The organism is Sphingobium sp. SA2, from assembly GCF_032227065.1.
GTDB lineage: Bacteria > Pseudomonadota > Alphaproteobacteria > Sphingomonadales > Sphingomonadaceae > Sphingobium.
In genome coordinates this window covers 66,207-84,743 of sequence record NZ_JAPMXX010000001.1, presented here as the reverse complement: position 1 = coordinate 84,743, position 18,537 = coordinate 66,207, and the positions used below count along the sequence as shown (strand labels likewise).

At 62.4% G+C, this 18,537-nt stretch carries 16 protein-coding genes and 3 pseudogenes; 14 read left to right on the top strand and 5 right to left on the bottom strand.

The window, feature by feature from the left end; genetic code table 11:
• Positions 1-77: 77 nt before the first annotated feature.
• The 5 genes from OVY48_RS00395 to OVY48_RS00375 all read left to right on the top strand — a co-directional run bounded on the left by OVY48_RS00395 (position 78) and on the right by OVY48_RS00375 (position 7,033).
• Complete coding sequence (locus OVY48_RS00395) at positions 78-1,307, top strand: TolC family protein (protein WP_037476710.1); 1,230 nt, start codon at positions 78-80, stop codon at positions 1,305-1,307.
• Positions 1,304-2,791 (top strand): efflux RND transporter periplasmic adaptor subunit, encoded by a 1,488-nt coding sequence (locus OVY48_RS00390; protein ID WP_288287814.1) that lies wholly within the window; start codon positions 1,304-1,306, stop codon positions 2,789-2,791. The genes OVY48_RS00395 and OVY48_RS00390 overlap by 4 nt, the downstream gene beginning before the upstream one ends.
• Positions 2,788-5,928, top strand: coding sequence for an efflux RND transporter permease subunit (locus tag OVY48_RS00385; protein ID WP_288287815.1), 3,141 nt, complete (start codon positions 2,788-2,790; stop codon positions 5,926-5,928). Before OVY48_RS00390 ends, OVY48_RS00385 begins: the two co-directional genes overlap by 4 nt.
• A 14-nt stretch (positions 5,929-5,942) precedes the next feature.
• On the top strand, positions 5,943-6,335 hold the full coding sequence (locus OVY48_RS00380; protein ID WP_037476713.1) for a copper-binding protein: 393 nt from the start codon (positions 5,943-5,945) through the stop codon (positions 6,333-6,335).
• A 116-nt stretch (positions 6,336-6,451) separates the two neighbouring features.
• Positions 6,452-7,033, top strand: a complete 582-nt coding sequence (locus tag OVY48_RS00375; protein WP_237748901.1) for a YgjV family protein — start codon at positions 6,452-6,454, stop codon at positions 7,031-7,033.
• 48 nt (positions 7,034-7,081) lie between these two features.
• Here the strand turns inward: OVY48_RS00375 and OVY48_RS00370 are convergent.
• A pseudogene (locus tag OVY48_RS00370) lies at positions 7,082-7,240 on the bottom strand (IS630 family transposase); the annotation flags it as partial.
• Positions 7,241-7,327: 87 nt separating this feature from the next.
• On the opposite strand from OVY48_RS00370, the pseudogene OVY48_RS00365 reads away from it, so the two are divergent.
• Positions 7,328-8,465, top strand: a pseudogene (locus OVY48_RS00365) (IS3 family transposase).
• Between the two features lie 246 nt (positions 8,466-8,711).
• Here OVY48_RS00365 and OVY48_RS00360 read toward each other — a convergent pair.
• A complete protein-coding gene (locus tag OVY48_RS00360) occupies positions 8,712-9,716 on the bottom strand; it encodes an IS30 family transposase (RefSeq protein WP_069064301.1) in 1,005 nt (334 codons plus the stop codon).
• 177 nt (positions 9,717-9,893) lie between these two features.
• Here OVY48_RS00360 and OVY48_RS00355 point away from each other — a divergent pair, with 177 nt between their 5' ends.
• Positions 9,894-10,361 carry a YybH family protein gene (locus OVY48_RS00355; RefSeq protein WP_037472261.1) on the top strand — a complete coding sequence of 156 codons (468 nt, stop codon included), beginning with the start codon at positions 9,894-9,896 and terminating at the stop codon, positions 10,359-10,361.
• A gap of 301 nt (positions 10,362-10,662) precedes the next feature.
• Here OVY48_RS00355 and OVY48_RS00350 read toward each other — a convergent pair whose 3' ends face one another.
• Positions 10,663-11,112: a flagellar hook-basal body complex protein FliE gene (locus OVY48_RS00350; protein ID WP_037472259.1), complete on the bottom strand. Its 450-nt coding sequence runs from the start codon at positions 11,110-11,112 to the stop codon at positions 10,663-10,665.
• A 212-nt stretch (positions 11,113-11,324) separates the two neighbouring features.
• Between OVY48_RS00350 and OVY48_RS00345 the strand changes: the two genes are divergently transcribed.
• The 3 genes from OVY48_RS00345 (at position 11,325) to OVY48_RS00335 (ending at position 14,726) form a co-directional block, all read left to right on the top strand.
• A protein-coding gene (locus OVY48_RS00345) for an IS3 family transposase (protein ID WP_197716492.1) occupies positions 11,325-12,556 on the top strand; the annotation gives its coding sequence in 2 pieces (ribosomal slippage) (positions 11,325-11,661 and positions 11,661-12,556; 1,233 coding nt in all).
• A 407-nt stretch (positions 12,557-12,963) separates the two neighbouring features.
• A complete protein-coding gene (locus OVY48_RS00340; protein ID WP_052027594.1) occupies positions 12,964-13,530 on the top strand; it encodes a hypothetical protein in 567 nt (188 codons plus the stop codon).
• Positions 13,527-14,726, top strand: coding sequence for a carboxylate--amine ligase (locus OVY48_RS00335; RefSeq protein WP_088181955.1), 1,200 nt, complete (start codon positions 13,527-13,529; stop codon positions 14,724-14,726). The genes OVY48_RS00340 and OVY48_RS00335 overlap by 4 nt, the downstream gene beginning before the upstream one ends.
• 258 nt (positions 14,727-14,984) lie before the next feature.
• Here the strand turns inward: OVY48_RS00335 and OVY48_RS00330 are convergent.
• Together OVY48_RS00330 and OVY48_RS00325 are read right to left on the bottom strand one after the other, a co-directional pair.
• Positions 14,985-15,209, bottom strand: a pseudogene (locus OVY48_RS00330) (transposase domain-containing protein); the annotation flags it as partial.
• Positions 15,137-15,523, bottom strand: a complete 387-nt coding sequence (locus tag OVY48_RS00325; RefSeq protein ID WP_037477681.1) for a hypothetical protein — start codon at positions 15,521-15,523, stop codon at positions 15,137-15,139. The pseudogene OVY48_RS00330 and the gene OVY48_RS00325, both read right to left, overlap by 73 nt.
• On the opposite strand from OVY48_RS00325, the gene OVY48_RS00320 reads away from it, so the two are divergent.
• The 4 genes from OVY48_RS00320 to OVY48_RS00305 all read left to right on the top strand — a co-directional run bounded on the left by OVY48_RS00320 (position 15,522) and on the right by OVY48_RS00305 (position 18,318).
• Positions 15,522-15,707, top strand: a complete 186-nt coding sequence (locus OVY48_RS00320; RefSeq protein ID WP_130753559.1) for a hypothetical protein — start codon at positions 15,522-15,524, stop codon at positions 15,705-15,707. The genes OVY48_RS00325 and OVY48_RS00320 overlap by 2 nt on opposite strands.
• Positions 15,694-16,017 carry a recombinase family protein gene (locus tag OVY48_RS00315; protein ID WP_037477679.1) on the top strand — a complete coding sequence of 108 codons (324 nt, stop codon included), beginning with the start codon at positions 15,694-15,696 and terminating at the stop codon, positions 16,015-16,017. The genes OVY48_RS00320 and OVY48_RS00315 overlap by 14 nt, the downstream gene beginning before the upstream one ends.
• Positions 16,018-16,231: 214 nt before the next feature.
• Positions 16,232-17,695, top strand: coding sequence for an IS21 family transposase (gene istA / locus OVY48_RS00310; RefSeq protein WP_193378901.1), 1,464 nt, complete (start codon positions 16,232-16,234; stop codon positions 17,693-17,695).
• Positions 17,695-18,318 carry an ATP-binding protein gene (locus tag OVY48_RS00305; protein WP_076605538.1) on the top strand — a complete coding sequence of 208 codons (624 nt, stop codon included), beginning with the start codon at positions 17,695-17,697 and terminating at the stop codon, positions 18,316-18,318. Before istA ends, OVY48_RS00305 begins: the two co-directional genes overlap by 1 nt.
• The last annotated feature ends 219 nt before the right edge of the window (positions 18,319-18,537 follow it).

The following is an 18,537-nucleotide window of genomic DNA, read 5'->3' as shown; positions in this document are numbered from 1 at the left end:
GACGCCCCTTCCTGCCGCCACTGACATGCCTGGTATCGTGTGCCATGCTTGCCTGAACCTCCGATCAGGAGATCTCCATGCGATTGTTTTTGTGTATGCCGCTGTTAGCGGCAATCCCCGGCATTGCCTTCGCCGGGCCGCTCACCTTCGACGCGGCCCTCCAGCGCGCCCGACAGGAAGCGCCGTCGCTCAAGGCGAAGGCTCTTGGTGCCGATGCCGCCCGTTCCGCGCGCCGCGCGGCCGGCGCCCTGCCCGATCCGACACTTGCGGTTGGGATCGACAGTTTCCCGATATCGGGACCGCTCGCGTTTGAGCCGCAGCGCGACAATTTCAGCATGGCGCGGGTCGGCGTGTCCCAGGACATTCCCAATCTCGCCAAGCGCCATGCGCAACGGGCGCGCGCCGACAGCGACATAAAGGCGGCCGAGGCTGATACCGCAGTCGAGGCGCGCACGGTCGAGGTTGGCACCGCGCTAGCCTGGATCAACCTGGCCTATGCCGAGCGCAGGCTCGCCGTGCTCGACGATATTCTGTCCGATCTCGAGCGTGTGGTGGGAACGACGCCAGGTGCGGTCGCATCGGGAGGCGCGCGCCCGGCGCAGACCCTTGCAGGGCGCCAAGCCGTCGCCGCGATGCAGGATCGCCGCAGTGAACTCGTCTCGAACGTGGCGCGGGCACGCGCGACGCTAACCCGCTGGACCGGAGACCCCGCGCCGGAGATCGCCGGACCGATCCCCGATTTTGCGGTCGACGCAGCGGGTCTGCGCGCAGGACTCGACCGCCACCCCACCATCCAGATGATCGATGCCCAGGCCGGGCAGGCGGATGCCGATGTGCGCGTAGCCGATGCCGGCCGGCGTTCCGATTTTGGTGTCAACCTGGCCTACCAGCGCCGCGATCCCCGGTTCGGCGACTATGTCTCGGCCGGTGTGACAGTCAGCCTGCCGTTCTTCACGCGCAGTCGCCAGAGTGCCGGGATCGCGGCAGCCCAGGCAAATGCCGGACGAGTGCTGGCTGAACGCGAGGCCTCGCGGCGCGCGCTCGCCGCCGACCTTGATGCGGATATCGCCGACCATGTCATGCACCATGAGCAATGGATGCGTGCGCAGAGCACACTGCAACCGCTCGCTGAGCAGCGCGTGAAATTGGAAACCGCCAGTTATGCGGCTGGTCGTGCCAGTCTCGTCGATATCGCCGACGCCTATGCCGCGCTGGCCGATGCCACCATCACGACTCTTGATCGTGAAGCCCTGGTCACCGCGGACGGTGCGCGGCTGACACTCACCTACCGGAGCGAAAATCGATGAGCCAGGTTATGATAGCCCGCGGGTGGCTCTTTGGCGCAGCTGCTGCTCTTGCGCTTGCTGCCGGCGGTCTCGGGTTCGCTCTGGCGGGCTTCCAGGGCACAAAAGATGGTGGGGCCGTAAAGCCGGCAGCGCGCAAAATTCTTTATTGGTACGATCCGATGATACCGGCCGAGCACCATGAGGGTCCCGGTCTCTCATCCATGGGGATGCAGACGATCCCTCGGTATGCGGACGAGGGCGGAGCAAGCGCGCAGGTGCCGGGCATTTCGGTCGACGCTTCCGCCTCGCAGGCGCTCGGTCTGCGGATCGCCACGGTGCAACGCGGCGAGCTGGCTAGCAGCCTCACCGCGACCGGTACAATCGACTTCAACCAGCGCGATGTCGCGATCGTCCAGGCACGTGCCGGGGGCTTCGTGCAGCGAGTCTATGGTCGCGCGCCGGGTGACGTGGTCGGCGCGGGGGCGCCGCTCGCCGATATCCTGGTGCCGGAGTGGGGCGGGGCGCAGGCCGAGTTTCTCGCGGTGCGCCGCACCGGCAACGCAGCATTGACCCAGGCGGCCCGCCAGCGACTCATGCTGCTTGGCATGCCGTCTGGCACCATCGCGTCGGTCGAGCGCGGCGGCCGTCCGCACAATGTCATCACGATCTCCACGCCGATCGGCGGCGTGGTCAAAACATTGGACGTGCGGGCCGGCATGACACTGACGGCAGGACAGACGCTCGCAGAGGTGAATGGTCTCGGCACTGTCTGGCTCAATGCCGCCGTGCCCGAGGCGATCGCCGGACCGCTCAAACCCGGGCAAACCGTGCGGGCGACGCTCGCGGCATTTCCCGGCGAGATCTTGTCGGGCCGCGTTTCAGCGATCCTGCCGCAGACGCAAGCCGACAGCCGGACGCTGACCGTCCGGATTGAGTTGCCCAACCGCAGCGGACGCCTGCGTCCCGGCATGTTCGCCACCGTGTCGTTTGGCGGAGCCACGCAACCGGCGCTGCTGGTGCCCTCCGAGGCGCTGATCCGTACCGGCAAGCGGACATTGGTGATGCTCGCGCTCGACAAGGGCCGCTATCGGCCGGCTGAGGTCCAGACCGGGCGGGAATCCGGGGGCCAGACTGAGATCCTGGCGGGCCTGGGCGAGGGTGAGAAGATCGTGGCGTCGGGCCAGTTCCTGATAGACTCCGAGGCGAGCCTGTCCGGAGTCCAGGCGCGGCCGATCGGGGGTGGCGCGCCCATAGCCGCCAAACCCGCCGTTACCGGCAGACTCTACGAGACTGTCGGCAAGATCGAGCAGATAACCGCCAATACGGTAACACTGAGTCACGAGCCGGTGCCGGCTATCGGCTGGCCGGCGATGACGATGACCTTCCAGCTTCCCGATCCTAAGGTCGCGCGCGGCCTTAAGACTGGCGATCGGGTCCGTTTCGCATTCGATCAACCTCCGGCTGGGCCGACGGTGCGTCGCATGGCGCAGGTAGCTGGCCAGTGATCGCCCATCTCATCCGCTGGTCGGTCAGGAACCGCTTCTTCGTTCTGATCGGCGTACTGGCGCTCATTGGCGTGGGCGTCTGGGCGGTGCGATCGACCGCGATCGACGCGCTCCCCGATCTCTCCGACACGCAGGTCATCATCCGCACCAGCTACCCCGGCCAAGCGCCGCAGATCGTCGAGAATCAGGTCACCTATCCGCTCACCACCACCATGTTGTCGGTTCCCGGCGCGAAGACGGTGCGCGGCTATTCCTTCTTCGGCGACAGCTTTGTCTATGTTATCTTCGAGGACGGCACCGATCTCTACTGGGCGCGCAGCAGGGTGCTCGAATATCTCAATCAGGTGCAGGGACGACTGCCGACAAGCGCCCGCAGCGCGCTCGGGCCGGACGCCACCGGGGTTGGCTGGGTCTATGAATATGCGCTGGTCGACCGCACCGGCCGCCACGACCTGTCGCAGCTCCGCGGGATTCAGGACTGGTTCCTGCGCTACGAGCTGAAGACCGTGACCGGCGTCGCTGAGGTGGCCAGCATGGGCGGCATGGTCAAGCAGTATCAGGTGCTGCTCGATCCGGTGAAGCTGGCCGCTTATGGGATCACCCATCAGCAAGCGGTCCAGGCGATCAGCCAAGGCAATCAGGAAGCGGGCGGCTCGGTGCTGGAGATGGCCGAAGCCGAATATATGGTTCGCGCCTCGGGCTATCTGAAGACGCTCGACGATTTCCGGGCGATTCCGCTCAGGACCGGCGCCGGTGGTGTGCCCGTGCGGTTGGGCGACGTCGCCACCATCCAGATCGGCCCCGAGATGCGACGCGGCATCGCCGAGCTGAACGGCGAAGGGGAGGTCGCCGGTGGCGTGGTCATCCTGCGTTCGGGCAAGAACGCGCGCGAAACGATCGCCGCAGTCAAGGACAAGCTCACCGAACTGAAAAAGAGCCTGCCACCCGGCGTCGAGGTGGTGACGGTCTATGATCGTTCGCAGCTCATTGATCGCGCAGTCGAGAATCTCACCCACAAGCTGGTCGAAGAGTTCATCGTCGTCGCGATCGTCTGCGGCCTGTTCCTCTGGCACGTCCGTTCAGCGCTGGTCGCGATCCTCACCCTTCCGCTGGGGGTGCTGGCGGCGTTCGTCGTGATGCGGTTCCAGGGGGTGAATGCCAACATCATGTCCTTGGGCGGCATCGCCATCGCGATCGGCGCGATGGTCGATGCGGCCGTCGTCATGATCGAGAATGCCCACAAGAAGATCGAGCATTGGGAACAGGATCATCCGGGCAAGCATCTCGAGGGCGAGATGCGCTGGATTGTCATCACCGAAGCCGCCGCAGAGGTTGGCCCCGCCCTGTTCTTCAGCCTGCTGATCATCACGCTCTCCTTCATTCCCGTGTTTACACTCGAAGGACAGGAAGGGCGGCTGTTCGCGCCGCTCGCTTTCACCAAGACCTACGCGATGGCGTCGGCGGCGATCCTATCGGTGACCTTGGTGCCGATCCTGATGGGTCTGCTGATCCGCGGGAAGATCCCGCCCGAGCAATCCAACCCGGTCAACCGCTGGCTCACCAATATCTACCGGCCTGCGATCGACTGGACGATGCGGCGACCGAAGACAGTGCTCCTGATCGCGGCGCTGGTCTTTGCGACCACGGCCTGGCCGCTCACCCGCCTCGGCGGCGAGTTCATGCCGAATATGGACGAAGGCGACCTGCTCTACATGCCCTCGGCACTGCCCGGGTTGTCGGCCGCGAAAGCCGCGCAGTTGCTCCAGCAAACCGACCGGCTGATCAAGACCGTGCCCGAAGTTGAGAGCGTGTTCGGCAAGGCCGGTCGCGCCGAGACCGCCACCGATCCGGCCCCGCTCGAAATGTTCGAGACCACGATCCAGTTCAAACCACGCGACCAGTGGCGGCCGGGGATGACGCCGGAGAAACTGGTCGATGAGCTGGATCGCACGGTGAGGCTCCCCGGCCTCGCCAATGTCTGGGTGCCGCCGATCCGCAACCGCATCGATATGCTGGCGACCGGCATCAAGAGCCCGATCGGGGTCAAGGTGTCGGGGTCCGATCTCGTCCAGCTCGACCGGATCGCCCATGATGTCGAGACGGTGGCGAAGACCGTGCCCGGCGTCAGTTCGGCGCTGGCCGAGCGGCTGACCGGTGGGCGCTATGTCGATGTCGATATCGACCGTGCCGCTGCTGCCCGGTTCGGGCTCAACATCACCGATGTGCAGGGAATCGTCTCGGGCGCGATCGGCGGCGAGACGATCGGCGAAACGGTCGAAGGCCTAGCCCGCTACCCGATTAGCGTGCGCTACCCGCGCGAGGTGCGCGACAGCCTGGAAGGCCTACGCACGCTTCCGGTCCTGACGCCATCGGGGCAGCAGATCACGCTCGGCACGGTTGCGAACATATCGATCGCTGAAGGGCCGCCGATGCTCAAGACCGAAAATGCGCGGCCCTCGACCTGGGTCTATGTCGATGTCCGCGGCCGCGATCTAGCCTCGGTCGTCGGCGATCTCCAGCGCGCGGTGGCGAAGCAGGTCAAGCTCTCGCCGGGCGTCAGCATCGCCTATTCCGGCCAGTTCGAATATCTCGAGCGTGCGGTCGACAAGCTGAAGCTGGTTGTGCCCGCGACCCTGCTGATCATCTTTGTGCTGCTCTACATGATCTTCGGCCGGTTCGATGAAGCCGCGCTGATCATGGGCACGCTGCCGTTTGCGCTCACAGGTGGCATCTGGATTCTCTATTTCCTAGGTTTCAACCAATCGGTCGCGACCGGCGTCGGGTTTATCGCGCTCGCCGGCGTTTCGGCGGAGTTCGGCGTGGTGATGCTGATCTATCTGAAGAACGCGCTTGAGGAGCGGGTCGCCGATCCGGATGCAGCCGAGGTAGAGGCCGCGGTGCGTGAGGGTGCACTGCTTCGCGTACGGCCCAAGGCGATGACGGTCGCGGTGATCCTCGCCGGTCTGTTGCCGATCCTGCTCGGCTCGGGCGCCGGCTCGGAGGTGATGAGCCGGATCGCGGCGCCGATGATCGGCGGCATGCTCACCGCGCCCCTGCTGTCCATGTTCGTGCTTCCTGCCGCCTATCTTTTGCTCCGGCGGCCAAAGAGCAAGCCCACATCTCAACCCCTTATATAAAGACGGAGAAAACCATGAAGCATGCACGACTGACTATTGCCCTCGGCCTGGCCGCCTTGACTGCCGCTTGCGGCAAGAAGGCGGAAACACCCGTTGCGGTCGAGACCAATCAGGCGGCCCCTGCTGCAGCCATGAGTGGAGACATGGGGAACATGGCGATGGCGCCGGCGGCCCCCGCGTCGATCATGGCCAAGGGTCATGGCACGGTCACCGCCATCGACAAGGCTGCCGGCACGATCACCCTCAACCATGGCCCCATCCCCGAAGCTAAGTGGCCAGCGATGACGATGGCGTTCAAGGCCGCGTCCGCCATCACCGACGCGGCGAAGGTGGGCGACAAGGTCGATTTTGATGTCACGCTTGTGGGCAGCGCCGGTGAGGTGACAGCGATCCAAAAGAAGCCTTAAGGAGGGGATTTTATAAGGCCCATTAAAGGCTAATTAACCTCGTTCCTTCACGCTTCAGCCATGAGAAAATCACAGGTTGAGCGCGAAACGCAGATCAAAATTGGAAGAACCGAGCGGTGGCAGTCGTGATTGCCACCGCCTTCGGTTGCGTGGCGCTTTTTTGCGTCATTATCTGGCCGTTCTTCAGCGACTACAGGACAGTCGTAAAAATTCAGAGCGTGGGTGCTGCCGCGTTTGCGGTGTATTTTTTAATGTTGGGATCGCCCACTGCGGCGGTGGCATGCCTCATTTCTTGCGCGCAACTCCTCGTCTCGGCATCGGTGCGTGACCGCTATGTCGTCGTGCGACTCTATGGCGCCAGCCTCATTGTGTTGTCCTTCCTATCGGTCATAACATGGCACGGAATACCATCCGCGCTGGCGTTGACCGGTAGTTCGCTGGGTAGTCTGGCCCGCTTGCAGACATCGACGACGCGTATGAAGGGTCTGTTCCTCGTGGGGGCTCCATTTTGGCTCGCCCATAATTTGATCGTTGGAGCTCTTTTCGCGTTGGGAACAGATGCGGTATCGTTGGCGTCAAACCTTGCAAATCTGATAAGGCTTATGACGCGTCGCTGGAGAACTTTTCCGTTCAGCCCTACGCCCAGCGGTGCCGTCGAGACGCCCGCCGGAATATTTGCTCAGGGGAGAGCAGTCTAGACATTGGGCGCTCAGTCGCCTCGCGAACAGCGCTAGAGCAGAATCCGATCACTCTTGTTCATATCCGGCGGTAGAGAAGTAGTTGGCGCATTCCATTGGGGTGAAGCGCGGCAGGACGTCGCGGATCGCATCCCACAGGTCGGCAACAGTTCGTGCGGCAGCCTTGCGCAGGATTGCCTTGAGTTTGGAAAAGGCCATTTTGATCGGATAGAGGTGGCCTGGCAAAACTGCACATCGGGATAAGTGGATTTTCTGCCTGCCGGCGGCCAGGATGGCCGCGTGACTGGAGTAGAGATGAGCAAACGACCACGCCGGAATCACAGCCCGGCATTCAAAGCGAAGGTGGCATTGGCCGCCGTGAAGGGCGAGAAGACGCTGGCGGAGCTGGCGCAGCAGTTTGACGTGCATCCGAACCAGATCACGCAATGGCGCGGGCAGCTTCTGGAAGGGGCTGCCGGTGTATTCGGGAGCGAGACGCGGAGCGAGGCTGCCGAGCCAGTGATCGACGTAAAGACGCTGCACGCCAAAATCGGTGAACTGACGTTGGTGAACGATTTTTTGTCAGGGGCGCTCGGGAAGGCGGGACTGTTGCCGAGCGCAAAACGATGATCGACCGTTCGCACGCACTGCCGTTGGCGCGGCAAGCCCGGGAGCTGGGGATCAGCCGGGGCAGCATTTATTATCTGCCCAGACCGGTGCCGCCTGCCGATCTCGCCATCATGCGGCGGATCGACGAACTGCACCTGGAGTTTCCATTCGCCGGGAGCCGGATGCTGCGCGACCTGCTCCGGCAGGAGGGCTTCAAGATCGGCCGCCAGCATGTTGGCACGCTGATGAAGACGATGGCGATTGAGGCGATCTACCGCCGCCCGAGCACATCGAAGCCCGCGCTGGGGCACAAGATCTATCCCTATTTGCTGCGCAAGCTGGCGATCGTGCGTCCCAACCAAGTCTTGGCGACCGACATCAGTTACATTCCGATGGCGAGGGGCTTTGTATATCTCGTTGCCATCGTGGACTGGTTCAGCCGCAACGTTCTGGCCTGGCGGGTGTCGATCACGATGGAAGCCGATTTTTGTGTTGAGGCTCTGGAAGAAGCACTGGCGCGCTTCGGCAAACCGGAGATTTTCAATACAGATCAGGGCAGCCAATTCACGAGCATGGCCTTCACCAGCGTGCTGCTCCGAGAAAAAATCGCCATAAGCATGGACGGCAGGGGCGCGTGGCGCGACAATGTCGTTGTCGAGCGCCTGTGGCGCTCAGTCAAATATGAGGAGGTTTACCTCCGGGCCTACGGCGGGTCAGCGAAGCCCGCGCGTCGATCGGTCGTTATCTGAACTTTTACAATGGAAGGAGGCCACATTCGAGCCTCGCCGCCAGGACGCCGGATCAGGCGTATTTTGACAACCTGCCGGTAATGATGGCAGCATGAATTTGGCAACCGATACGGGGCGTCACTCCGATCGGGCTACGCCCTCCCTGCATGACGCCCCGTATTGGCAAGGCAAGGAACCCGGCAGACGATCCACTTAACCATTGCCGATCCCTGTTCAGACAAACCCGGCCACCTCTCTTACCTCTCTTGTTCAGGTAGGGCGGTTTCGATTTGAAGCGCGACATCCATGGGATGCGTAGCATTTCATCCAGGGTGGGGCGAGCCCCACCCTGGATGGCAAATCTACCGGGCGTTGAGGAGGGTGATTTGCTCTCCCAGAACGTCATGCGGGGTGCGATAGTTCAGGCACTTGCGAGGGGTGCTGTTGATGCGATCAGCAACGGCCTGGATTTCCTTATCCGATAGCAACGCCAGGTCCGTGTCAGACGGCAGGAAGCGCCGTATGCGACCGTTGCTGTTTTCCACGCTGCCCTTTTGCCAGGGTGCCGATGGCAGGCAGAAATAGCTCGTCATCGCGAGTTTCTTCTGGAGTGTCACAAAGGCAGCAAATTCCGTTCCCCGGTCAAAGGTGATGCTCTGACGCAGGGAAGGGGGCAGCATGTGCAAGTGGTGCTGGATTCCCGACATGACGCCGGCGGAATGCCGACTGGGATTGCGGGCGAGGATAGTAAACCGGCTGCGGCGCTCGACCAGCGAGGTGAGGTTGGCTTTGCCATATTCCAACCTGAAGATCATCAGGTCGCCTTCCCAATGACCAAAGCTGCTGCGATTACCGATTTCGGAAGGGCGTTTGCCAATGGTGTTGGCCAAAGGGATATGCAGACCGCGGGGCTTGCGCGCATAGCGCTGCCGTCGAGATCGACGGGCAACAGGCAGAAGGCGCCACAGGCCCTGGCTTCGTCCGTCCGGCCCATAGACGAACTGGTAGATGGTCTCGTGACAGACGGCTTCACGATTACCGCGATGGCGTCGAAGGTATCCCGCAATCTGCTCCGGCGACCAGGCTGCTGACAAGCGGTCGGCGATATAGGCGGCAAGCTCGGGCTTTCGGGCGATTTTGCCGCCACGCACCCGGCGCCTGTCCGCCATCGTTTGTGCGGCCGTTGGAAAATAGCCACGAAACACCGGCTCGTCATCGAGATGCTGATTACGTTTGAGCTCGCGATAGATGGTCGAACGATGTCGCTGCAGCGACGCTGCTATCTGATGCACGGACCGCCCGGTTGCAGCCAGTTGATAGATCTGTCGCCGCTCATCCAAACCCAGATGCTGGTAGCCGTTCATCATGTGCCTTCCTGGAAAGGGGATCAAACCCCTATAAATCCTAGGATTTCGCACTTCGATCTAGAATCCACCTAGCAGGATTTGCTTGGTTTGATAATACTAGCGATATCGGTACAAGAATTCCTGAGGGCACCTTATGAATGGTGGCCTCAACCATCTTGCGGTATCAAAGGGGGAAACATGATTTTGGTATTGAGAGTAGCAGTAGCCACAGCGTTGGCCATGCCGATCGCAGTCACCGCGCAGCCTGAGCGAGTCGCGGATACAGGGGCCGTGGAGGCGGTGCTGTCACAGTACAAGGCGGCGATCAAGAAGCTCGACGCAAAGGGTACCGAGGATCTCTTCGCGGTCGACTCGCAGATATTCGAAACGGGTGGCTACGAGGGAACCTACACAACATACCTTGCCCATCATCTTGCGCCAGAGCTGGCGGCGTTCAAGTCGTTCACATTTTCTGACTACAAGGTCAGCGTTCGCTTTGAGGGACCGGTTGCACTCGCTACTGAGACCTACCGCTATCGGATCGAACCCAAGAACGGAGCCGTTGCCGAGCGTATTGGCGTCGCGACCAGCGTCTTAACGCGCGTGGGAAATAGCTGGAAAATCGTCAGCATGCACAATAGCGGTCGCAAGCCGAAAGGCTCCTGATCGGTCTGTGGCCGCTACTGCTTCTTCGCTGGATTTGGCGTAGGCGAGTGCGCTGTCGCGTTTGTAGAGTTCGTCGGGTGATCGTGCTCCGCTATGCCGGCATAATGGTTCATCTGATCCTCGGAGATGTCCGACGTTTTTTCGCTGCTGCCACAAGCCGTTACGGCTAGGGATAACAGAAACATGGCCGCGATAAGCGCCCTCGATCTTCTCATAACATAATACCCTTCGATGCCGAGCTGAACCATCATAGCTGATCCGGTGCTTGACTTGCTTACAATGATACGGTCGACAGCTTGCGCTAGACCGGCATGCTCATGATGTCCTTATACGCGGAAAGCAACCTATTGCGAACCTGCAGCGTCGCTTCGAAGGCGATCGACGACTCCTGCCGCGCGAGCATGACCTTTGCAATATCGACCTCTTCGCCGCGCTCATAGGCGACTGTCAACTGGCCGGCGCGAGCGTTGATGTCATTAATCTTTTGAAGCTGTGTTTGCAGTGTAGAGGTAAAGCCGCCTGGTTCCGTGCGTTCAGTCCCCAAAATCCTTTGGTTTGAGCCAGGGCCTGCAAGCGAGTCTGCACCGTCCGCCTTTCCAAGCACGGTATCCATCGCTGCTTCGAATTTTGCTCCCGCACCCCCGGGGCTACCAACAGAACCCGCGCTGCTTGCTACATTTCGAAGCGCCGCATTCCTGTCGAGGATGGCGCTTCGCATAGCCAAGAGGTCGTTGATGGAGATGCTGCTCATGTTCACCCCGGTGCGATTTTTAGCATTGCCATATAATGGCATCGCAAGCGTTAGAGGATAGTTAACGACGCTTAGGAATGATTGCTTGATCGTAAAAGCCGCGTGCCGATTCTCATAGGTTGTCCACCGTCAGCACCAATGGCTGAAGTAGCCCCCAAAATCGCCTGACAGGCCCTCACACTTATGGAAGTGTGATGCATATGCCTGACCGTATGACTGGAACATATGACCGCGTAGAGGTCATTACCTCGGTGCAGCGCCGTCGGCGCTGGACGCCCGAGGAGAAGATTCGCATCGTTGAGGAGACCTATTTGCCGGGGAACTCGGTGTCGCTGGTCGCCCGCCGCCATGGCATCGCGGGCAACCAGCTATTCACCTGGCGACGGCTGATGACTCAGGGCGCACTCACAGCCGCTGCGGCCGGCGAGGAAGTTGTGGCCGCATCCGACTACCGCGCGCTTGAGGCGCAAGTCCGCGAACTGCAGCGCCTGCTCGGCAAGAAGACGATGGAGAACGAACTGCTGCGCGAGGCTGTCTCCCGGGCCGCAGGCCCAAAAAAACAGCTGTTGCGCTCGACCTCGTGGCCCGAGGGTGGACGGTGAGCGCGGTTGCAAATGCCGTCGGCATGTCACGACCGCATCTCTCCGCAATGCAACGACCAGCAGAACGACGGCGTCGCGGGCGTCCGCCCTTGCCCGACGCCGAACTCGCCGCCGATATCCGCAGGCTGATCGCCGACCTGCCAACCTATGGCTATCGGCGCGTGCATGCCCTGCTGCGCCGCGAGGCGGAAAAAAACGGACGCGCAGCGCCCAATCCAAAGCGCGTCTACCGCGTCATGAAGCTGCATGGCTTACTGCTCCAGCGCCACGCCGGACGCCGCGAGGAACGCCGGCATGACGGCAAGATCGCCGTCGTCACCCGCAATACACGCTGGTGTTCGGACGGCCTCGAGATCGGCTGCGACAATGGCGAGAAGGTCCGCGTCGCCTTCGCCCTCGACTGCTGCGACCGGGAGGCGATGGGATATGTAGCCACTACCGGCGGCATCACCGCCGAGGACGTGCGCGACCTCATGGTTGCCACCGTCGAGCATCGCTTCGGCCAGGTGAACAAGCTGCCCCACACCATCGAATGGCTGACTGATAACGGCAGCTGCTACACTGCCCAAGATACAAGGCGCTTCGCGCGCGACATCGGCCTGGCACCACGCACCACGCCGGTCGAAAGTCCGCAGAGCAACGGAATGGCCGAGGCTTTCGTCCGGACCCTCAAACGAGACTACGCCCGCGTCAGCCCGCGACCCAACGCACAGGCCGTCATCGACCAGCTGCCAAAATGGCTCGACCACTATAATCGCGTGCATCCGCATCGCGCTCTCGGCTACAGATCGCCAAGAGAGTTTATCGAACGTTCAACCCGTGAGGAACTGTCCGGCCTTTAGGGGGCAACAACAATGGCACAGATTTGAGGTTGTGAATTAAGGAGGGTTGGGGCTTCGTCTTAATGACGAAGGAACGAAGATGAAGTCCAAACCCTCCTTGAAAAAATCGTCGCTGAAGGCCCCCTGTCCGCGATTTAGTGAAATATCTGTCCGGGATTTTCCGAAACACGCAGATCAAGCGACAGACCCTCGAGCATCGGCGCTTGCAGCACCGTAAGCTCGCCGCCTAAACATCAACCCCTGACGAGGCCCGCACTCCGCTAATTTACGCCGCGAGTTGCACCAAATGTTCTGACGACGGACAGACCGGCTATCGAATTTGTCGATGCACACCCGAACGTGATTCAACATCAGTGCGCCTTGGTATTGGCTAACAATTGGTAAGGCTATGATGCTATGCCCGGCGGATGACGCGCGCGCCCACTACGATCGACACGGCATTGCCCGCCAGCCGGCTGGCAACGGAAATCACGGCGGACAAGAATTTGCGGCTGTCCGTCACCGGCGAGCATGGAGTCGGCTGGCTGATGAAAAGGATGGAAGCGCGCGGGATCACGAGCATGTTCTTCGATCCCATGCCCGGCGTCGTCCGTGGCCCCGATCGTGTGACGCGGATGCTCGAGCCGATCATGGCGCGTGGGCATGGGGTACAGGTGCATTTCCACACCGAACGGCTGGAATGGTTTTCCGACTCGCCCGTAGACGGATGCCTAGGACGGCATATAGGCGATTTCGCGCTAGAGGGTCTGACGTTGCTGACCGGAAGGGCGCAGAATGCGCTGATCGAGGCGGAGGCGGCCGCAGGCCTGCGGTTCGCGGCCAGTCAAGGGCAGCATAGCTTCGTCGTGGCGACCCATAGTTTCGAGATGCTGTCGCATGACCGGCTCGCGCCCAGCCGGGTCCGCACGGACCCACGCATGGTTCAGCTGGCGTGGGCGGCAATCCGCTATGAAAATGCGCTGCAGTTCGCATGACCTTGCCCGTTGCCATCGTTCTGGGCGTGGACAGCGCCATCGGGCTTACGGTCGTGCGTGAGCTTGGCCGCCTTGGCGTGCCGGTTGTCGCCATCGGCAGGAGCGTAAAGGCGATCGGGCGCTATTCGCGACACACCGCGCGCTTCGTCGTGCGGCCTAGGGCGCGCGATCTGGCCGACTGGTTGCCCAAGGTGATTCGAGAAACGGGCGCGGCGGTGCTGCTGGCGATCAGCGAGGGCGATCTGATCGCGCTCGCTGATCTGCCGGAGGTTATCGAAGGCTGCCGCATCCTGACCCCGCGCGCCGACCGGCTGGCGGTGGTGCTCGATAAGACGCGCACGCTGGAAGCGGCTGCAGCTGTGGGGATCGCCGGCCCGCCAAGCTGGCAGCCGCTGACGGGTGAGGATTTCGCCGCGAAGGCCGCGACTCTGCCCTATCCTGCCATCCTGAAATGGAGCGATCCGCCCGCGATGTGGGCCGCGCTCGATGCGGCGGGCCTGCCGTTCGAGAAGATTGCCTACGCGACCGACGCCACCGACCTGCTGGCGAAGCTGGTACCCTATGATGCGCTGGCGGTGTGGCCGCTAGTGCAGGGCTGGTGCGGCGGTTACGGCTTCGGGCAGATGCTGATGATGGCGGGCGGGGAGGCTCGGCTGCGCTTCCAGCATCGCCGACTGCGCGAATTTCCCGCGAGCGGCGGCGTGTCCACCCTGTGCGCAACCGTTCCCCTGTCGGACCATCGCGCACAGATGGCGAAGTCCGAGGCACTGCTGCGTTATATCGGTTGGGAAGGGCCAGCGATGGTGGAATATCGCCATGATCCTGCGACGGGTACTTACTGGCTAATGGAGATCAACGGTCGCTTTTGGGGCAGTTTGCCGCTGGCCAGCCAGGCGGGGGCGCAATTCGCCTGGGAACAGTATCGCGCGGCGGTGCCCGAAGCTGGCGATGCCGCGCCGCCTCTCTATAGCAATCGCCGCGCCCGCTACGCGATCCCGGATGCCAAGCGGCTCGTACAGATATTGCGCGCACCCGCTGCCGTGTCCGTGCCGGGGCAGAGGCCACCGAGCCGTCTGCGGGAGAGCATCGCCTTTGCGGTGGAGTATCTCCATCCGCGCACCGGCTATTATGTGTGGGACTGGCGCGACCCGATGCCGCTGGTCGGTGACATCATTAGGATTTTGCGGGGACAGTAAGCATGAATCTTCCCCTGCAAGTGGAGAATTTATGCTTGAACAGTCCTCTCGATCAGCCCGCCGCCCAGCATGGGCCGTGTCCACGGGGTTCTCTAATCGCCACCGTCAACAGCTGATCCTTAGCGTTTCAGCGGGCGCGCCGGGCTCCAGGGTTCTCTCCGCGGTCGTCGCGCTGGACGCCGCATGCTGCCTGGTTGATGGCAATCCTCACCGTTGTTCTCGCCGGCAAGGGCGTAGGCATTCGGTGAAGGCCGCGGATCAGGCGGCTTTGCGTTGATCTTCGGCGGCGCACCAATTCCAGGGAAACAGTTCGTGGAGACGACTTTATGGGATGTCTGCGATCTGCGCGAGAACATCGGCGAGCCGAGCCTGAGGATCGATGTCGTTGAGCTTCGCCGTGCCAATGAGGGTCAACATGAAAGCGGTGCGCTGACCGCCGCGGTCTGACCCAGCGAAGAGCCATGATTTTCTGCCCAAGGCCATCGCAGGGTCATTCTGCCCATGTCGGGCAGATGGTAGAGTTTCATTATCGCTGGCATCCATATTACGGCGGTCGTTTTCGGCATGAAGGCCGCGAGGACCGGGTCAATGGCGCGATCATCCGGGTAGAGATCAGGCCGGGTGAGATCATCCAGGTCGCAGAGTGGATGCTGGACAGGGCGTTGTGCGCCGACATGGAGATGGGCGAACCGCGCGTTGCGGTGATTGGGCTTGTAGAGCTTCATGGACTGCTTACCGATCGCGGTTTCAGGCAGACTTCGACGGATGGACTCACGGCCATCCAGGAGGCGCGCCATGAAGGCACTACCACGACCCTCGTCGCTATCGATGCTGACCCAGCAGCTGAGCATGCCGCTCGATACGCCGCAGATGCGAGGCCTGAGCGAGGCGCAGCGAAGCGCCGTTGTTGCCAGGCTGGCGACCCTCTTGATGGCCGCAGCCGGCGTCGCGGCGAAGGAGGCCAGCGATGACGGGCAATGATCTCCTTCCAGTCACGGTGCTCAAGCGCAAAGCTGTGGTGTATGTCCGACAGTCGACCCCGGGTCAGGTCCAGAACAACCTGGAGAGCCAGCGCCGACAATATGAGCTTGTCGATGTTGCGCGACGCTGGGGATTTCACGATGTCGAGGTGATCGACGATGACCTTGGTCGGACCGCCAGCGGCACTGTCGACCGCCCCGGTTTCGAACGACTGGCCAGCGGCCTGTGCACGGGCAAGGTTGGCGCGGTGCTTTGCTTGGACGCATCTGCGCGGCGACAACTACGATGGCCGGTTGAGCGGCGACTATGATGGCCGGTAGGATCGGTTGTCTGGTCTGATCGTAGGGAGGGGCGCAGCCCCGACCGGAGAGCGGACCAGACAACCGGTGGCGATCTTTTTCCCCTTCTTTCGGGGGGCAGATCGGGGCTGTGGCGGGCGGTGGTATCGGAACACTCATCGAACAACGAGCGATGGGTTTGCGATGCCGGGCCACCACATTTCCGATCAGCAGGTATTTCTCTTCATGACCCATCGTCGCCAACACACCCAGGCCGTCGCGGCTGCCAAGGCCGGTATCAGCGAACGCAGCGCACGCCGGATCGAGAACGATCCGCAGCTTCCGTCCCAGAAGAAGAAGGAGCGCCACTGGCGCACCCGCGCCGATCCGCTCGAGCCATTCTGGCCACGTATAGAGGAGTTGCTCCAGATCGACGGTATCATTGCCGTCACGGTCTTCGAGACGCTCCAGGACGAGTTCGGCGAGGATGCTGTTCCCGATGCGATACGACGAACACTGGAACGCCGGATCGCCCGCTGGCGGGCACTGCACGGCGGCGAGAAGGAGATCTTCTTCCCGCAGCATCATGAGCCCGGTCGGCAGGGCCTGTCGGATTTCACGGTATGCGACAGTCTCAAGGTCACCGTTGCCGGCGAGACCCTGGCCTATCGCCTCTACCACTTCCGCTTGGCGGCGAGTGGCTGGGAGCATGCGGCTGTCGTGCTGGGCGGGGAGAGCTTTGCCGCCCTTTCGGAGCACCTGCAGGATGCGTTGTGGAAGCTGGGCGGTGCGCCGGCCGAACACCGCAGCGATTCCCTGTCAGCCGCCTACAAAAACCTCGACGCCGATGCGCAGCGGGATTTCACCCGAAGCTATGACGAGCTGTGTCGTCATTACGGCATGCTTGCTACCCGCAACAACCGCGGCGAGGCGCACGAGAACGGATCGATCGAAGGTCCCCATGCCCATCTCAAGCGACGGCTCGATCAGGCCTTACGCCGGCGGGGCAGCCGCGATTTCGTCAGCATCGAGGCCTGGCGCGAGTTCGTTGAGGCGCAGGTCGCCAGACAGAACCGGCGGCATGCTGCGCGCATCGATGCAGAACGCAGGGTACTCAAGGCGCTGCCCGCAAGGCGAACCACCGATTTCGCCATGGCCACCGTCGATGTCACCCGCAACGGCACCGTCGCCATCGATCGGGTTACCTATTCGGTGCCTTCCCGCCTCGTCGGACGGCGCCTCAACGCGCATCTCTTTGACGATCGCATCGAGCTCTTCCTCGGTCCGGACAGGGTAATGTCCACGCCGCGTGTGCGGATCAGTCATCCCCACCGGGGGCATAGCATCGATTTCCGGCACATGATCGGTAACCTGCGCCGCAAGCGCGGTGCACTGCGCAACCTCGTCTACCGCGAAGCCCTCTTCCCCGATCACGCCTACCGGCGGGCCTGGCAAGCCTTCGATGCCCAACTCGATGGACGGCAGGCCTGCCGCGATGCCGTCGCGCTGCTCGATATCGCCGCCAGGGGCGACTGTGTCGACGTGCTGGCCCGGCGGATCGATGAGGCTCTCGACAGCGGGCGCTTGCCCGATGTCGATGCGCTCAGGGACGAGTTCCTGCCAACCGCAAGATCGCAGCGCGATGTCGCTATCCCGCCACCCGATCTGCACAGCTACAACAGCCTGATCGCCAGCGGGGAGGTGCACTGATGACCCGCACCAAGGATCAGGCCGCCGCCGTACTGCCTACCCTGCTGAAGGCCTTGCGCCTGCCGAGCATCAACCGCAACTGGAAGCGCCTCACCGACACCGCCGATCGCGATGGCTGGCCGGCCGCCAACCTGCTGGCCTCGCTTCTCGAGATCGAGATGGCTGATCGCTCCTCCCGGCGCATCCAGCGCCATCGCGACCAGTCCGGCTTGCCCGCAGGCAAGACCTTCGCCACCTTCGATTTCGACGCCGCCCCCGGCATCCGCAAACCGCACCTCTTGTCCCTCGCCGCCGGTGACGACTGGATCGAGAACGGCGGCAACCTGCTGCTGTTCGGCCAGAGCGGGACCGGCAAGACGCACGCAGTTGCCGCCATTGGCCATGCCCTCATCGACACGGGGCGGCGCGTCCTGTTCTGCTCCACCACCGACATGGTCCAGAAGCTCCAGTCCGCGCGCCGCGACCTCAGCCTGCCCGCCATGCTCGACAAGCTCGACAAGTTCGATCTCATCGTGCTCGACGATCTGTCCTACGTCCGCAAGGACCAGGTCGAGACCAGCGCCTTGTTCGAGCTCATCGCCCACCGCTACGAACGCCACTCGCTCGCCATTACCGCCAACTAGCCATTTTCGGCATGGGACAACGTCTTCCCTGAGCCAACCATCCAGTGATACCCCTGATATCGACGGGCTGATCCGCCATGTAACGGTGACGTGCCCTCAGCATCCGCTCTTCGGCGAGCGGTTCGAAGTTCTGAAGCTGGTGTCTGATCGCGGGCCGGCTTGGATGACTATCCGGGTGCCGCATGGCGGGCAGCGAAACATCCTTCGCTCCGTCACCGA

Excerpts from the sequence above, each read along its gene's own strand:
- OVY48_RS00395 (WP_037476710.1), top strand. The coding sequence starts at position 78 with ATGCGATTGTTTTTGTGTATGCCGCTGTTAGCGGCAATCCCCGGCATT.
- OVY48_RS00390 (WP_288287814.1), top strand. The coding sequence starts at position 1,304 with ATGAGCCAGGTTATGATAGCCCGCGGGTGGCTCTTTGGCGCAGCTGCT.
- OVY48_RS00380 (WP_037476713.1), top strand. The coding sequence starts at position 5,943 with ATGAAGCATGCACGACTGACTATTGCCCTCGGCCTGGCCGCCTTGACT.
- OVY48_RS00360 (WP_069064301.1), bottom strand. The coding sequence starts at position 9,716 with ATGATGAACGGCTACCAGCATCTGGGTTTGGATGAGCGGCGACAGATC.
- OVY48_RS00355 (WP_037472261.1), top strand. The coding sequence starts at position 9,894 with ATGATTTTGGTATTGAGAGTAGCAGTAGCCACAGCGTTGGCCATGCCG.
- OVY48_RS00350 (WP_037472259.1), bottom strand. The coding sequence starts at position 11,112 with ATGAGCAGCATCTCCATCAACGACCTCTTGGCTATGCGAAGCGCCATC.
- OVY48_RS00340 (WP_052027594.1), top strand. The coding sequence starts at position 12,964 with ATGACGCGCGCGCCCACTACGATCGACACGGCATTGCCCGCCAGCCGG.
- OVY48_RS00335 (WP_088181955.1), top strand. The coding sequence starts at position 13,527 with ATGACCTTGCCCGTTGCCATCGTTCTGGGCGTGGACAGCGCCATCGGG.
- OVY48_RS00320 (WP_130753559.1), top strand. The coding sequence starts at position 15,522 with ATGAAGGCACTACCACGACCCTCGTCGCTATCGATGCTGACCCAGCAG.
- OVY48_RS00325 (WP_037477681.1), bottom strand. The coding sequence starts at position 15,523 with ATGGCGCGCCTCCTGGATGGCCGTGAGTCCATCCGTCGAAGTCTGCCT.
- OVY48_RS00315 (WP_037477679.1), top strand. The coding sequence starts at position 15,694 with ATGACGGGCAATGATCTCCTTCCAGTCACGGTGCTCAAGCGCAAAGCT.
- istA (WP_193378901.1), top strand. The coding sequence starts at position 16,232 with ATGACCCATCGTCGCCAACACACCCAGGCCGTCGCGGCTGCCAAGGCC.
- OVY48_RS00305 (WP_076605538.1), top strand. The coding sequence starts at position 17,695 with ATGACCCGCACCAAGGATCAGGCCGCCGCCGTACTGCCTACCCTGCTG.